The organism is Pararhizobium sp. A13, assembly GCF_040126305.1.
Lineage (GTDB): Bacteria > Pseudomonadota > Alphaproteobacteria > Rhizobiales > Rhizobiaceae > Pararhizobium.
On the sequence record NZ_CP149511.1, the window covers coordinates 296458 to 311092 of the forward strand.

The following is a 14635-nucleotide window of genomic DNA, read 5'->3' on the forward strand; positions in this document are numbered from 1 at the left end:
GGTGGCATATTCTCCCCCCGCGATGTTGAGGAATGTGCGAGGCTAGTTGAGGATGTCCTCGATCGTTTCCTTGGCTTCCGTGAGGACCTCACCGACATCCGCCTTACAGGTGAGTGCCTGCTGGACCGCGGGTAGCACAGCTTCGTCGACTATTTCCTGATATTTCTCGGTTATCGGCCGACCTTGGGTCGCAGGAGCACTCAGTGTTTCAAGAAGCGGGGTGAAATGCTCATAACCGGGCTTGCCGGCATAGCTGCGATAAGCGGAATTCGTCGCGGCGAGACCGAGTGGGGCCTCGATGCCCAAAGCGTTGTTGGCGATCGCGAAAGCGATGAACTTTTTCGCGGCGTCCTTGTTCTGGGAGGTCGACGGAACGACGTTGTACCAGGGACCGGGAATGGCTGCGATTCCAGCATCGCCAGCCAGCATCGGCGCGACGCCAACTTTGCCGCTGACCTTGGAGTCCGGGGGCGTCATCTTGTAGGCGTGACCCCAGAATTTCATCATCGCTGTCTTGCCTTGATAGAACAGGTTCTGCGCCTCGCCCCATCCGATTTCGTTGACGTTTTCCGGGACAGAGTGATCGGTGCAGTGCGGCGCGATGTAGAACTCGAGCGCCTTCTTGTGTGCCTCATTATCGATGATGACCTGCCCATCCTTGTCGAGGATCACGCCGGGCGGACCCGCCTGCAGCACATGCGCCATCCATTCCTCTGAAAACGTACCAATGGTGTCGGTGCCCCAGAAGTCAGTCTTTCCATCGCCGTCAGTGTCACGCGTGAAGAATTTCGCAATGTCGCGCCATTGCTGCCAGGTTTTGGGCGGCGCGAGAGGATAGCCATACTTTACCTGAAAAGCCTCCCTTTCCTCCGCTTTATCAAACAGGTCCTTGCGATAGAATACGATCTCGGCGTTGGCCCAGGCAGGCATGCCGATCAATTTGTCACCGACCTTGGCGTCGGCAAGCAGGACAGGCGGCAGATCCGCGCGAACCGCATCGGTGAAAAGAGCCGAGAGATTCTCGACGTGCCTTGCGAATTTCGCATTCCACACGACGTCGATCGTCACGACATCGAACGCGGAAGAGCCAGAGGCAATTTCGGCCGAGAACTTGTCAAAGACACCCTGATAGGGAACGACGGTGAAGTTCACCTTGATGCCTGTTTCGGCAGTAAACTTCTCAGCCACCGCCTTCTGCAACATTTCGCCGCCGCCTTCGACCAAAATATTGATGGTTTCGGCATTGGCAGTGGCGGCCATGAAAACAAGCGCGAGTGCGCTAGAACCAAGCAATTTCTTCATCGATTCCTCCCATTTGGCTCGTTGCACTTGCGTTGAGCCCTCCTTCTTGGCGCGAAGGTAATCCTCGTATGACGACGTTGTCAATATCGAATGTCGACGTTGTCAGAAAAATATGTCGACGTTGTCATGCGCCTAGTTTAAAAGGAATCTCGGCAAGGAGATTTGCGGACATGGTGAGCATAGTCAGCGTCGCGAAAGTGGCGGGGGTTTCGAACAAAACTGTCTCTAGGGTGATTAATGGCGAACCTTATGTGACCGAGGAGACAAGGGAGAGGGTAGAAAAGGCCATTCGAGACCTCGGATACGTGCCGAACATGGCCGCGCGCCTCATCCGCTCAAGTCGCTCCAACACATTTGGCATCATCACCGATTATGTGTCGACCACGCCCTACTCGGTGGATATCGTTCGCGGAGTCCAGGATTGGGCAAATGCGAACGGAAAGACCATCCTGATGGCAAACACCGGCGGCGCGTCCGAGCGGGAGGCGGAAATTTGGAAGATGTTCCAATCCCATCGCATCGACGGTGTTCTCTATGTAACGATGTTTCATCGCATCGTCGACCCCGAAACCGGCGATGTCAGCATCCCCACGGTGATGATCAACTGCAGGCCTCAGACGAACGAACTGTTACCGTCGATCGAGCCTGATGATTACCAGGGCGCGCAAGATCTTACCCGCTATCTGCTTGACAGGGGGCATCGAAAGATCGGCTACATCCGGCTCAATCCCATCTTGTTGGGTGCGCAACTGCGCCTCGATGCCTTCCGTAAAACCGCTGGAGACTTTGGCCTTGCAGAGAGCGACCTGAGTATCCGTCTGGGCATGGAAGGACCGGTTGGAGCGGAGAAGAACTACGTTTTCGCCGTTGCGACAGAGATGCTACTACAAAAGGATCGACCGACTGCAATCATGAGCGGCAATGACGAAATGACGATCCAAATCTACATCGCGGCAATGGCATTGGGTCTCCGCATCCCCGAGGATGTCAGTATTGTCGGCTTTGACGATTTTCGGACGGTTTCCCTGGCGCTGAAGCCGGAACTGACCACTGCGGCCTTGCCTTATTACGATTTAGGTTTGGAAGGGGCGGAATTGTTGAATAGCGTGGTGGCGGGAAGCAAGGCTCGTCCGAGCAGGCGCGTTGTGCCCTGTAAACTGGTCGAGCGAACATCAGTGTGCTCCTTATAATCTGATTTCCAGAATTGAGCACGTCTGGTCGAGCGAGCAATCGGTCTAATTTCTCAGCGCGTAAGCGGCAAGGGCAAAGCGGTGGTTGTGGGGATTTGATGGCACTTGGTCCGTCTTCAGGCTGATAAAAAGCGAACCACCAGGCTGCTTGGCGAGTCAAGTTCCATAAATATGCTTGCCACGGACAGCTCGATGAGCGTGTCGCTGGTTCGTTCCCCTTTAAGGCGGCCCTTCCACGTCAGCTCTCGCGGAGCGCGTCGAGACGAGTGTATCACTGGCCACGAGTGACTCAGGCTAAGCCTTACGACTTCCTCCATTGAGCCCGAGGCCGCCCCCGGCGATCGGCATGTCCGTTTTCAATAACTGTCCAGCCACGGCCGTCCAACGTACCATCCGCGGCTAAACGATCAGCCGTTCGATGCGAACAGATTCTTCGCCATGAAATTCACGAATGCCTCCACTTTCGGGGAGGCGTGCCGTGTCGCGGGCCACAGGATACGTAGCGGCCGACTGTTTCGCAGAAAGCGATCCAGAACGGCGACCAGGCTTCCGTTCTCAAGCTGTCGCTGTACGGTGAACAGTGGAACGCAGCACAGCCCAAGTCCTCCTTCGGCAAGGGCGATAAGCGGTTGCAACGTGCTAGCGACGTAAGGCTTCGGCAGTTCGATCTCGATGGGAGCGCCGTCTTCATTGAGCGGCCACGGTTCGTACTTTCCGGTCGATGGAAAGCGGTGATGCAGACAGATATGCCCGAGCAGATCGGCTGGCACCTGGGGGATGGAATGCTGCTTGAAGTATCCGGGGGAGCCCACGATCTTGTGCGAGAAGGTGCCGATGGTCTTCGTCTTCAGCCGTGAATCACTCGCATCGCCAGTCCGGACGACGGCATCGAATCCCTCTTCGATGACGTCGACAAGCCGGTCGCTATAATCGAGTTCGAGCTCGATTTCAGGATACGCCTTTGCAAACTTCGTGATCGTCGGCATCAGCAGCATGTCAATCAGTGGCAGACTGATCTTTAGCTTGCCCCGCGGTGCTGAGGAGGCTCGGGCGAGCTCTAGTTCGGCAGCTTGCACTTCTTCGAAGATTTTCTTGCAGCGGTCGAGAAAGAGCGCGCCCTCCGCGGTCAGCGCAACACTTCTGGTGCTGCGGTTAAAGAGCCGGACCTTCAGCCGATCCTCGAGCCTCGATATGGCTTTACCGATCGCTGAAGCCGATACGCCGAGCTGCTTTCCGGTGGCGGTGAAGCTGCGTGATTCCGCCGCCTGAACAAAGACTGCCAGAGAACTAAAGCTATCCATTGAAGAGCCTTTTAAGGACATTTTTGTCCATTGTGATCGGCACATTAGCCTCATTCTACGGGCGGTGGGAATACACTAATTCAGTCCATCGCAACCCGATGGAGAGTGAAATGTCCAAACTGTATGCGCCGATCGACTTCGGCTCGTTTGCCCTGAAGCACCGCGTCGTGCAGGCTCCGATGACCCGCCTTAGATCCGAACTGCCCGGTGACATACCCGGCGATCTGATGGCGACACACTACGGCCAGCGCGCTTCCGAAGGTGGTCTTCAGATTGCAGAGGCGACACCTGTGTCTATACTGGGCCGAGGGTATCTCGGCGCTCCGGGCATCTATGACGACGCCCAGATCGCTGGCTGGAAGAAGGTCACCAACGCAGTTCATGCCAAGGGTGGCAAGATCTTCCTGCAGATCTGGCACGTTGGCCGCCAGAGCCATGTCGACATGACCAACAGACAGCAGCCGGTCGCACCGTCGGCCGTTCCTTTCGAGCAGGTCGTCTTCACGAAGGACGGCTGGGTTCCTGTCTCTCCGGCCCGTGCTCTCGAGACCAGCGAGATGCCCGGCATCGTTGAGGAATTCCGCAGCGGTGCTGAGCGCGCTAAGCGCGCCGGCTTCGACGGTGTCGAAGTCCATGGCGCGAACGGCTACCTGCTCGACCAGTTCCTGCAGGACGGATCCAACAAGCGTACCGACGCCTATGGCGGGCCTGTCGAAAACCGTGCCCGTCTCCTGCTTGACGTGACCGAGGCTGTGGTCTCCGTCTGGGGCAAGAACCGTGTCGGCGTCCGTCTAGGTCCCAGCGGTAGCTGGGCATCAATGTCCGATAGCAATCCCGAAGCGACGTTCGGCTACGCCGCCGATCAGCTCAACAAATTCGATCTCGCCTATCTCCATATTATCGAGCCGCGCATCGTCGGCGGTGAAGCTCCGGTCGAAGGCAAGCCTCCAGTCGCAGCGGCACAGATACGCAAGGTCTACAACGGTCGCATCATCGCCGCCGGCGGCTTCGAGCGGGAAGGTGCCGAACAGATCGTCGACAGCGGTACCGTGGATATGGTCGCCTTCGGCCGGCATTTTTCGGCCAACCCGGACCTGCCATATCGGCTGAAGCACGACCTACCTCTCAACAAATACGACCGCGACAGCTTCTGGGGTGGGGACTACCGCGGCTACACCGACTTTGCACGCTACGAAAAGGTCCTGGAAGAAGCCTGACGTAGCCGCGGGCGCACTCCTCGCCACCGACGGACCGGGTGCGCCCGCAAAACCCTGTTGACAGAGATAATACGACCGGTCATATTATATCCAGTTCGGGATTGAAGGAATGAATACCATGTCGTCGTCAGCAGGCTCCGGCTCCTTCAAGCCGATCTACTTCCTGGCCCTGGGAACCTTCGCTATCGGGACCGAGGGCTTTATGATCGTCCCACTCTTGCCGAAGATGTCGGCCGACCTCTCGGTGCCGATCGCTGCAGTGGGCTCGCTCGTGACCATCTTCACGCTCACCCTCGCGATCAGCTCGCCGATCCTGACGACCCTGACGGGCAGCCTGAACCGCCGCAAGCTTCTTATCTGGTCGATGCTCGCCTTCGCCGCGGCCAACCTCGTCGCCTGGGCGTCGCGCGACTACTGGGGCATCATGGTGGCCCGCATCCTGCTCGCTCTGGCAGCAGGCCTCTATACGCCGAATGCGAACGCACTGGCAGGTGCGATCGTGTCTCCGGAGAAGCGGGGCAGGGCGCTCTCGATCGTCAACGGCGGCATTACCCTTGCAATCGCTTTGGGCCTTCCCCTGGGCTCACTCATCGGCGACGCCTTTGGCTGGCGCATGACCTTCCTCGGCGTCGGACTGCTGTCCCTCATTGCTGTCGCCGGCCTGGTCTTCGGCCTGCACAAGGGTGTCGGCGACCACATGAAAGTGGCGTCATTTGGGGAACGCGTCGCGGTGGCCGGCAATCCTCAGATTCTGGTGGCACTGCTCGTCACGTTCATCTGGGCTGCGGGCGCTTACACGGCCTGGACCTACATCGCCCCCTATCTGACGTCGACGATCGGGGCCTCGAGCAACGGCATCAGCGCCATTGTCTCCGTCTGGGGTCTGTCTGCGGCGGCAGGCGTCTTCGGCGGCGGCGCGCTCAACGACCGCGTCGGCGCGAACGCGGTCATGGCTCCTGCGCTGACCCTTCTTGCGATGGCGTTCCTGACGCTTTCCGCAAGCGCGTACTTCCTGACGCCGGGCGAGGCGATCGCGCCGGTCGTGGTCGCAGTCATCGTCTGGGGTCTGACGGCCTGGGGCTTTTTCCCGTCGCAGATTTCCCGCCTGATCGGCATCGGCGGCCATCAATTGGCTCCGATCGTTTTATCCCTGAATGCATCGTTCATGTACGCCGGATTTGCGGCAGGCGCTGCACTTGGTTCCGTAGTGATTTCAAATGGTTCGGTGGTAAACCTTGGCTGGGTTGCCGCTGCCGTCGAAGTCGTGGCTCTCGGCCTTCTCGTGGCAACAACCCGCGAAGCCAGCCGCGCGCAGTCCGTTCAACCCTGAAAGTCCAAGGAGACTGAAAATGAAACTCACAGGCAACACGATCTTCATCACTGGTGGTGGGTCCGGCATTGGCCGCGGTCTTGCCGAAGCGCTGCACAAGCACGGCAACAAGGTCATCATCTCTGGCCGCCGGAAGCAGAACCTGCAGGAGACCCTCGATGCCAATCCTGGCATGGACGCGGTCGTTCTCGACGTGAACGATCCGCAGCAGGTGAAGCAGACGGCGGATGACCTGATCAAGACGTATCCGTCGCTGAACGTCGTCATCAACAACGCCGGCATCATGCTTCCGGACGTGGCTGAGGGCGAAATCGACGAAGGGCTGCTGGTATCGACCGTCTCGACGAACTTGCTGGCTCCCATCCGTATCACCTCGGCCTTCATCGACCACCTGAAGAAGCAGCCCGATGCGACGGTTGCCTATGTCTCGTCGGTGCTCGCCTTCGTTCCGCTGGCGATCACTGCGGTCTATTCGGCGACAAAGGCCGCGCTCCATTCGTATTCCATGTCGCAGCGCTACAAGCTGCTCAACTCCTCCGTGGAAGTTCTGGAGATCGCACCGCCGTGGGTCCGTACCGACCTGATGAACAGCCGTGAGGAAGAGCGGGCTATGCCGCTCGAAGACTTCATTGCCCAGACGATGACGGCGCTCGAGACCGCGACGACAGAAGTGCTGGTCGAAGTTGCCAAGCCACTGCGGAACAATCCGGGACCGCAGGAGCATGGGTTTGTGAACCAGTTCAACGATATGCTTGTAGGACTGGAAAAAGCCGCTTAGGTCTAAGGTATACAGGCACAACGTCCGGAGGCGGAATGGGCGTCTCCCGCCCCCGGATGGTGAAAGGGTAGATCATGGTCTCCAAGACCCGGCAGAAGATCGTCGACGCTGCGCTCGAGCAGTTCCACGAGTTCGGCTACAACGGCTCCAGCGTAAACGACGTCGTCGAACGCGCAGGCGTTCCGAAGGGGTCTTTCTACAACTACTTTAAGGCCAAGGAACTCCTCGCACTCGAAGTCTTGAAGATCTACTCCGAGGGATCCCGTTTCGATATCCTGGCGAATAAGTCCATGCGCCCGCTGGAGCGGATTCGTCAGCACTTCGGCTTCATGGCAGAACGCTATGACCGGCTCGGCTACGCCCGCGGATGCCTGATCGGAAACCTCGCCGCGGAATCCACGGACGAAGCCCCGCTTGTGCGCAATGCGCTGGCCCAATCCCTCGGCCGCTGGACCGATACGCTCGAAGGCCTTCTCAAGGAAGGCCAAGACCTTGGCGAGGTCGCCTCCAGCATCGACGCAAGGAAGACGGCACGCTTCCTCATCAACTCCTGGGAAGGTGCGGTGATCCGGATGAAAATCGCCGCCACCCGAGAGCCACTCGACGATTTCTTCGATATTGCAATCGCCTTGCTGGCAAAGCAGGAGCGAAAAGACGAAGACGCGCATGAGTAACATTCTCTTCCTACCGGCATCGATCGACCACGAATGATAATCGGCCTGACCGGTGCCGAATCGCCATTGTCTTGTTAGGCTGTCGCAAGCTCTTCTGGGAATTTATCGCCGAACATCGGCAAGCCGCTCTGGGACTCTGCGCGTGTCGCTTCGTCCTGGAGGACGTCCCAGTGCTCGGCGAGCCTTCCGTTCTCGATGCGGACGACGTCGGCGGCCACCCACGCGGCCGGCCGGCCATTACCGGAGAAGCGGCCATGGACGATGACATAATCGCCTTCCGCGAGGATGAGGTGGTGCTCCCAATTCAAAGTGTCCGGGATGGTTTTGATCAGTTCAAACAGGCCCTCGCGGCCCGGTTTGATGTGAGCGCTGTGCTGAATGTAGTTCGGCGACCAGAATTCCCATGCGGTGTCGTAGTCGCGCTTATTGAACAGCGTGTCGAACGCCTTCAGCACGAGGGCCTTGTTGTTTTCCTGCTTCGTCATGTCAATTTCTCCTTGGGTCGAAAGTCACAATTACGATCATAATCGTGAACTCGAAAAGCGCGCTTGTCAATTATGATCGTAATTGAGATGATGGCGGATTGATCGGAGGCTGACTATGGGTGTTTCGAAGGACGACGCATTGAACAATCGGAGCAGGATTTTGAGCTCTGCGAACGCATTGTTTCGTGAAAGGGGCCCAGACGCTGTCGGCGTGGCCGAGTTGATGAAGAAAGCCGGGTTCACACAGGGAGGGTTCTATAACCATTTCGCCTCCAAGGATGCCCTCGTGAACGCCGTCGTCTCTATGGCAATGGATGCTGGTCTGACGGAGCTGCAAAAGCAGCTCGGCTCTGCCGGCGATCGCTCGTCAGTGACGGGGCAGATAGAGTTCTATCTGTCGCCGGAACACCGGAACGACATCGAGCAAGGGTGCCCGATCAGTGGGCTGGCACACGACGTGCGAAGGATGGGCGAGGAGGCCCAGGCGAGGTTTGCGAAAGGTTTGAGGTCGGCTCTCGAAGAAGTTCGAAAACATCTTGGCGAGGGTGCGGACAAGGAAACCGCGGCGGCGCTCTACAGTCAGCTTGTGGGTGGACTGGTTCTAGCGCGCGCGACGGCGGCGAGCGATCCGGAGCTTTCGAACGCTCTGATGTCTGCCGCTCGGAATGCCGCCTCCCGTCGGATCACGGAAGGCTAGAAATCTGAGTAGCGAAACCGGCTTCATGTAGCACATGCTGTGTTCCGGATGGTCATCTTCGGCAGGCGCGCGAAGCTGGCTTGCGGCGATGTCGAGGCCGCCGTGGATTACTATTCACGCGAAGCTGGAACCGAGGTCGCTCTGGGCTTTATCGACACTCTTCAAGCAGCTTATGATCTGATCGCAAGCCATCGGGAGTCTGGATCGTTGCGGTATGCACACGAGTTGGGCTTACCTGAACTTCGGAGCATTTCGCTGAAGCGATATCCCCATCTCGTCTTTTATCGTGAGCAGACAGATTATATCGACGTATGGCGCGTGCTTCATGCCAAACAGGACATTCCGCAGTGGATGCAGGAACCGGATAATCATTGACTGCTCGAACATTTCCGCAGCTGTCGGGCGGCGTTAGGATATTGGCGGGCAGTCGGTTCGAATCCGTTCAAGACCAAAGGGTTCGCAAACCTATCTGAAACCATAGCCGTACAGCTTCAGTATTTAGTGGGGCGCGTTGACCGGTATGTGCAGTGAAGCGCCCGCCTTTTCGGCCGCTGCCCGCAGGCGCTTGTCTCTGGTCCATAAGGCCGCTCTCTGGTCAAGGAGAACGGACGCCAGCAAATGGGCATCCGTGTAGCCAATGCCTATGCTGAAAATGCCATGTCGGTCGATCATTGTCATGACTTCGTCGTGCGTGGCGACGATCGCTCCGCGCTGAGCCGCCAGGAAAGCCATCACGCTGCCGCGATCCCGCAGGCTGCCAAGAGCCAGCTCGCCGATCACGCTCGGGTGGCAAAGTAGTCGATCGTCTTCAATAATCCTGCGTAGCTCTGCATCGACATGTCGGAAATGATCAATCCAGATCGAGGTGTCTGCTAATATCACTTTGCCGCTGCACTCCGGCGGCGCGGGGCTGCCTCGGCATCCGGCATGGTTCCTCCGAGCGCGATGAGGCGCCTTCCGGACTCTACACGAATGAGCGTCTCCAACGCTTGGCGAACGAGCGCCGCGGTTTCCTTGGTGCCGGTCAAGGACTTCGCCTTGTCAATAAGTGCGTCGTCGAGATTGATGGTTGATCGCATCATCTGGCTCCCTTGTTAAGGCGCACCAAATAGCACCATTTGGTGATTAAATCTACGCCCGATTTTTGTTTCCGTCGCAGTACCGTTGCCGATCGAGCGGCCAACCTCAATCGCGATCGCGGTGCCGGGAGCGTTGCCATCGAAGCGATGAAGACCAGGCGAACATGCCCGCCTGACCTCCTTTGATCGCGTTGCCTTGAACGGTAGATCACTACGGTCGGCAACCTTCGCCCGAAACGATTTTCCCCGATCCCTGCGGGATCTCCTCGCGCCCCAAATCGCCCCGAAACGTCGCGAATATGAGCGCTTCTCAAACACTTCGCGGCGCCACCGTTAGAAGAGAGGCGACGGGAATGCCAAATTTCGGCCACCAACCTGGATGTGCTGGGATCGAGGAGTTCGCCGACAAGACGAAAATGAAGGGGAAATGGGTCTTAGTCCGTCAAACTGGGCCTAATCCGTCACGGGCGACATCTCGTCGGCCTCCGGCGGTTCCATGAGGCTATGCAATTCCTCGGTGAAGCGCCACCACAACAGGACGGCTGTCACCCCGAATCCCAGGCAGGGGCCGAACCAGATTCCGTTGCTCGCCCAGCCCAGCCCATATCCGCAAGCGGCCATCGCCGGGATACCGATCAGCCAATAGCCGATGAGTGTATTGATCAGACTTGCCTTTGTGTTCCCGAGGCCGCGCAGCACTCCGATGCAAATATTTTGTGACCCCTTCAGGAACTGATTGGCAATCGCAAACCAGAGGAGCGTGGCCGCCGTGGCAACAATTGTGGGATCGGCTCCCGCGCCGAGGAACGGACGCAGCACGACGCCTGGGAGGAGGCCGTATATGAAGCCGACAGCGGTCATGGCTGAAAAGCTGATCACCAGACTACGTCTCCCGACCTCACCTAGTTCACCCTTGCCGATCGCGCGGCTGACCAGGACCGACGAACCGTGAGAAAGCCCGATACTGAGCTGGTAGACGATATAGGCAAGCTGATTGACGACGTTGGACGCGGCCAGCGCGACCGGACCGAACGTTCCCATGAAGATCGACGCGATGGAGGTGATTGCGGCCTCGGATCCGTAGGTGAAGGCGATCGGAATCCCCATCCTGGCGATCTTCATCACGGTGGCAGGCTGCGCGCGCCAGCCGTCGAGCGCAAGGAGAGCACTCAAAGAGCCATCGCGACGCACGGTCCTCGGCAGCAGGCCCTCGATGGCACAGCGCCCATAGCGCTGGATCACCAACTGCCATGCCTCATACAACGTGGTCTGGTCATAGGCGGCATCCTTGCTTGTCGTCTTGACCGACCTCATAAACAGCCGCTCTATGCAGAGGCCGAATTTGCGCGGCCAAAGTGTTGACAACGGACATCAGATCGCTGGACGCCATCCGATCACTTCAGAGATGAACCGAAGGTCCCCTCGTTACAGAGCCTTACGCGATAAAAGTTGGTGCTGGCTCATAACATGATCAACCCGCCATCGACGTTGATGGTCTGGCCGGTGATGTAGGCGGCATCATCGCTCGCCAAAAAGGCGACGAGGCCCGAGACGTCGGCGCCGGTGCCGGCCCGACCCATGGGGATGTTCTTCACCCATTCGGCCATCAGTTCGCCCGGCTTGTAGTCGCCCAATAACTTGCCCCAGGCGCTGTCATTGTAGGCCCACATGTCGGTCTCGATGATGCCGGGGCAAATGGCATTGACCGTGATGTTCTCCTTCGCCACTTCCTTGGCAAGGCTCTGGGTGAGGCCGACGACGCCGAATTTGCTGGCGGCATAATGCGGTGTGAAGATGAAGCCCTGCCGCGCCTGCCCGGAGGCCGTGTTGATCAGCCGGCCGCCCTCGCCATGCCTGCGCATCCGGGCGATAGCCTCCTGGCAGCAGAGGAAAACACCTTTGGTGTTGACCGCCATCACCTTGTCCCATTCGGCTTCGGTCATGTCTTCGATTCTCGCGATAGTGATTACGCCTGCGTTCTGAATCGAGATGTCGATACGGCCGAAGCGCACCTCGGCGAGATCATAGAGCGCCTTGACGGCGTCGGAATCGGTGACGTCCATGCGCATCACGGCAACCTTGGCGCCGGTCGCGGCAAGATCGGCCGCGACGGCCTCGACCTTCGTGTCAATGGCGCTCAGGACAATAGCCGCACCCTCAGCCGCGAAGCGCGCGGCAAAGGCTGCGCCGATGCCGCCGCTGGCGCCGGTGATCACAACAGTCTTACCTTCGAAACGTTTGTGCATGGTCTTTCCTCCTACCAGCAGACGAAACCGCCATCGACGGTGAGATCAATGCCGGTGACAAAGGATGCGGCGCAGCTAGCGAGAAACACCGCTGGTCCCACCATTTCGTCGACCGTTGCCATGCGTCCCATCGGCGTGTCGCGCTCGAAGATCTTGCGCTGCTCGGCCACTTCCGGCCGCTGGTTCATCGGTGTCAGCGTATAGCCGGGACTGATGACGTTGACGCGCAAGCCACGGTCGGCCCATTCCACTGCCAGGCTCTTCGACAGATGGATGACGGCGGCCTTCGAGGAGTTGTAGTGCGCCTGCCTCAGGCCGCGATTGACGATCGAGCCGGACATCGAGGCTATGTTGATGATGCAGCCTTTTGCGCGCGGCAGCATCACGCGCGCCTGTGCCTGGCACGAGAGGAAGACGCCGTGGACATTGATTTCGTAGAGCCGCTTCCACTGTTCTTCGCCCATGTCTTCGGCCGGTGCCGCATTGGCGACGCCGGCATTGTTGACAGCGACGGTGAGTGGCCCGATGTCGCGCTCGGTGCGGGCAATGGCGGCGGCGATTTCTTCGGCCGAGGTCACGGATCCAGTTATGGCGAGCGAGCGGTGGCCGAGGCTCGCAATACGGGCAGCCGTCTGTTCGAGGCCGCCGCCGGACGAATGGCCGTAGCAGACGACGTCGGCGCCCGCTTCGGCAAGGCCGATGGCGATACGCTGGCCGATGCCGCTGCCGGCGCCGGTGACGAAGGCGACATCGCCGCCGAGCGAAAACAGGTTCATCATGCTGTTCCAGCCCCGTATAGGTGTCTAGGTTAGCTCGTGGCGAGTTCCATGACGGAGACACCATTGGCCTCGGTCCTGTCGAGAATGCCGCGCTGGCGCCCGCGGCTGATCACCATCACCCGATGCGACAGGCCAAGCACTTCCTCAAGGTCGGAACTGACGACGATGACTGCCATGCCCGAGCGGGCGAGGTCGGCGATCACCTCATAGATTGCCGCGCGCGCGCCGACGTCGATGCCGCGGGTCGGCTCATCGAGAATGAACACTTTCGGTGGCCGGGCAATCCATTTGGCGATCACCACCTTTTGCTGATTGCCGCCCGAAAGTTTGCCGGCCAATTGGTCGTGACGACCCTTGATACCGAGGCGGGTAATGCTCCTTTCCGCGAAAACCCTGATGGCGTTGGGCCAGATCCACCCGGATGAAGCGACGTGATCCTGATTGCCGATCGCAAGGTTCTCGCCGATCGTCTGGTCGAGGATGACACCCTGCAGCTTGCGGTCCTCCGGAACCAGGACCATGCCGGCGCGGATGGCGGCCGCCGGCCCATCCAGCCTCACCACCTCGCCATCGACGGAAACGGTGCCCGCCGAGATGGGATCGGCGCCCGTGATGGCCCGGACGAGTTCGGTTCGGCCGGCGCCGATCAGGCCGGCAATGCCGAGAATTTCACCCGCCCGCACGGAAAAACTGACATCCTGGAAACTGTCGTCCTGGGAGGTAAGGTCGCGAACGTCCAGTACGGTTTTTTCGGCGGGCGGATGAAGGAGCGGGAACATGCGGTCGACGCTGCGGCCGACCATGTCCTCGACTATTCTGCGGATCGGAATGTCGGCGGTCTGGTGCCTGGCGACTACCCGGCCGTCGCGCATGACCACGATACGGTCGGCGATGCCGGCGATCTCTTCCAGCCTGTGGCTGATATAAAGGAAGGACATGCCCTCCGCCTTGAGCTTGCGGATCTGCTCGAACAGAAGCTTGGTCTCGGCGCTGCCAAGCGCCGCTGTCGGCTCGTCGAAGATGAGCAGGCGTGCGTTGAGCGTCAGCGCCTTGGCGATTTCTACCTGTTGCTGGGCGGCGACGCGCAGGGTCCGAACCTTCTGGTCGGGCGAAACGTCGAGGCCAAGGCGGCGCAATTGCACTGAGGCCTTCTCGTTCATTGCAGCGCGGTCAACAATGCCGTTGCGGGTCAGCATCCGGCCCACATAGACGTTCTCTGCAACGCTGAGATCTGGAAGCAGCTTCAGCTCCTGGTGGATCATGCCGATGCCGGCTTCGATCGCGGCGGCGGGAGACACAGGCGTATAGGCCTCGCCCTGCCAGTTGATCGTGCCGCTGTCGGGCCGGAAGGCGCCGGCGATGATATTGGAGACGGTAGACTTGCCCGCACCGTTCTCGCCGAGCAAGGCCACGACTTCGCCGGGGCGGATGTCGAAGCTCGCATCGGTCAGCACCCGGATAGGGCCGAAGCTTTTGCACAGGCCGGTAACGGAGAGCCCCTTGTGGGGGCCCTCTGCCTTGTCCTGCCTGATCGTGTGCGGGACGGTCATCTGATCC

At 59.3% G+C, this 14635-nt stretch carries 16 protein-coding genes; 7 read left to right on the top strand and 9 right to left on the bottom strand.

All coding sequences use genetic code 11. The features are described from left to right. Positions 1-42: 42 nt before the first annotated feature. Complete coding sequence (locus WI754_RS22925) at positions 43-1302, bottom strand: sugar ABC transporter substrate-binding protein (RefSeq protein WP_341487596.1); 1260 nt, start codon at positions 1300-1302, stop codon at positions 43-45. Positions 1303-1472: 170 nt separating this feature from the next. Here WI754_RS22925 and WI754_RS22930 point away from each other — a divergent pair, with 170 nt between their 5' ends. Next, positions 1473-2492, top strand: a complete 1020-nt coding sequence (locus tag WI754_RS22930; RefSeq protein WP_341487597.1) for a LacI family DNA-binding transcriptional regulator — start codon at positions 1473-1475, stop codon at positions 2490-2492. A gap of 407 nt (positions 2493-2899) precedes the next feature. Here the strand turns inward: WI754_RS22930 and WI754_RS22935 are convergent, their stop codons facing one another. Beyond that, complete coding sequence (locus WI754_RS22935; RefSeq protein ID WP_341487598.1) at positions 2900-3793, bottom strand: LysR family transcriptional regulator; 894 nt, start codon at positions 3791-3793, stop codon at positions 2900-2902. Positions 3794-3903: 110 nt separating this feature from the next. On the opposite strand from WI754_RS22935, the gene WI754_RS22940 reads away from it, so the two are divergent. From WI754_RS22940 to WI754_RS22955, 4 genes are all read left to right on the top strand, one after another. Then, complete coding sequence (locus tag WI754_RS22940) at positions 3904-5010, top strand: alkene reductase (RefSeq protein WP_341487599.1); 1107 nt, start codon at positions 3904-3906, stop codon at positions 5008-5010. A gap of 118 nt (positions 5011-5128) precedes the next feature. Continuing rightward, the gene (locus tag WI754_RS22945; protein ID WP_341487600.1) at positions 5129-6340 is read left to right on the top strand and encodes an MFS transporter; all 1212 of its coding nucleotides are present in this window, start codon (positions 5129-5131) and stop codon (positions 6338-6340) included. Between the two features lie 19 nt (positions 6341-6359). Further along, on the top strand, positions 6360-7118 hold the full coding sequence (locus WI754_RS22950) for an SDR family NAD(P)-dependent oxidoreductase (protein ID WP_341487601.1): 759 nt from the start codon (positions 6360-6362) through the stop codon (positions 7116-7118). Between the two features lie 74 nt (positions 7119-7192). Beyond that, positions 7193-7792, top strand: coding sequence for a TetR family transcriptional regulator C-terminal domain-containing protein (locus WI754_RS22955; protein ID WP_341487602.1), 600 nt, complete (start codon positions 7193-7195; stop codon positions 7790-7792). 74 nt (positions 7793-7866) lie between these two features. Here WI754_RS22955 and WI754_RS22960 read toward each other — a convergent pair whose 3' ends face one another. Further along, entirely contained in the window at positions 7867-8277 is a 411-nt protein-coding gene (locus WI754_RS22960; protein ID WP_341487603.1) for a nuclear transport factor 2 family protein, read from the bottom strand. A 160-nt stretch (positions 8278-8437) separates the two neighbouring features. Here WI754_RS22960 and WI754_RS22965 point away from each other — a divergent pair, with 160 nt between their 5' ends. Then, positions 8438-8974 carry a TetR/AcrR family transcriptional regulator gene (locus tag WI754_RS22965; RefSeq protein ID WP_341487604.1) on the top strand — a complete coding sequence of 179 codons (537 nt, stop codon included), beginning with the start codon at positions 8438-8440 and terminating at the stop codon, positions 8972-8974. A gap of 48 nt (positions 8975-9022) precedes the next feature. Further along, positions 9023-9349 carry a type II toxin-antitoxin system RelE/ParE family toxin gene (locus WI754_RS22970; protein WP_341487605.1) on the top strand — a complete coding sequence of 109 codons (327 nt, stop codon included), beginning with the start codon at positions 9023-9025 and terminating at the stop codon, positions 9347-9349. Positions 9350-9472: 123 nt separating this feature from the next. On the opposite strand, the gene WI754_RS22975 is transcribed toward WI754_RS22970, so the two are convergent. From WI754_RS22975 to WI754_RS23000, 6 genes are all read right to left on the bottom strand, one after another. Next, entirely contained in the window at positions 9473-9856 is a 384-nt protein-coding gene (locus tag WI754_RS22975) for a type II toxin-antitoxin system VapC family toxin (protein WP_341487606.1), read from the bottom strand. Next, entirely contained in the window at positions 9853-10053 is a 201-nt protein-coding gene (locus WI754_RS22980; protein WP_341487607.1) for a type II toxin-antitoxin system VapB family antitoxin, read from the bottom strand. Before WI754_RS22980 ends, WI754_RS22975 begins: the two co-directional genes overlap by 4 nt. A gap of 453 nt (positions 10054-10506) precedes the next feature. Next, the gene (locus WI754_RS22985) at positions 10507-11295 is read right to left on the bottom strand and encodes an MATE family efflux transporter (RefSeq protein WP_349438072.1); all 789 of its coding nucleotides are present in this window, start codon (positions 11293-11295) and stop codon (positions 10507-10509) included. Between the two features lie 218 nt (positions 11296-11513). Continuing rightward, positions 11514-12299: an SDR family oxidoreductase gene (locus WI754_RS22990; protein WP_341487609.1), complete on the bottom strand. Its 786-nt coding sequence runs from the start codon at positions 12297-12299 to the stop codon at positions 11514-11516. An 11-nt stretch (positions 12300-12310) separates the two neighbouring features. Then, positions 12311-13075 (bottom strand): SDR family oxidoreductase, encoded by a 765-nt coding sequence (locus tag WI754_RS22995; protein WP_341487610.1) that lies wholly within the window; start codon positions 13073-13075, stop codon positions 12311-12313. A 32-nt stretch (positions 13076-13107) separates the two neighbouring features. Next, positions 13108-14628, bottom strand: coding sequence for a sugar ABC transporter ATP-binding protein (locus WI754_RS23000; protein WP_341487611.1), 1521 nt, complete (start codon positions 14626-14628; stop codon positions 13108-13110). Positions 14629-14635 lie beyond the last annotated feature (7 nt).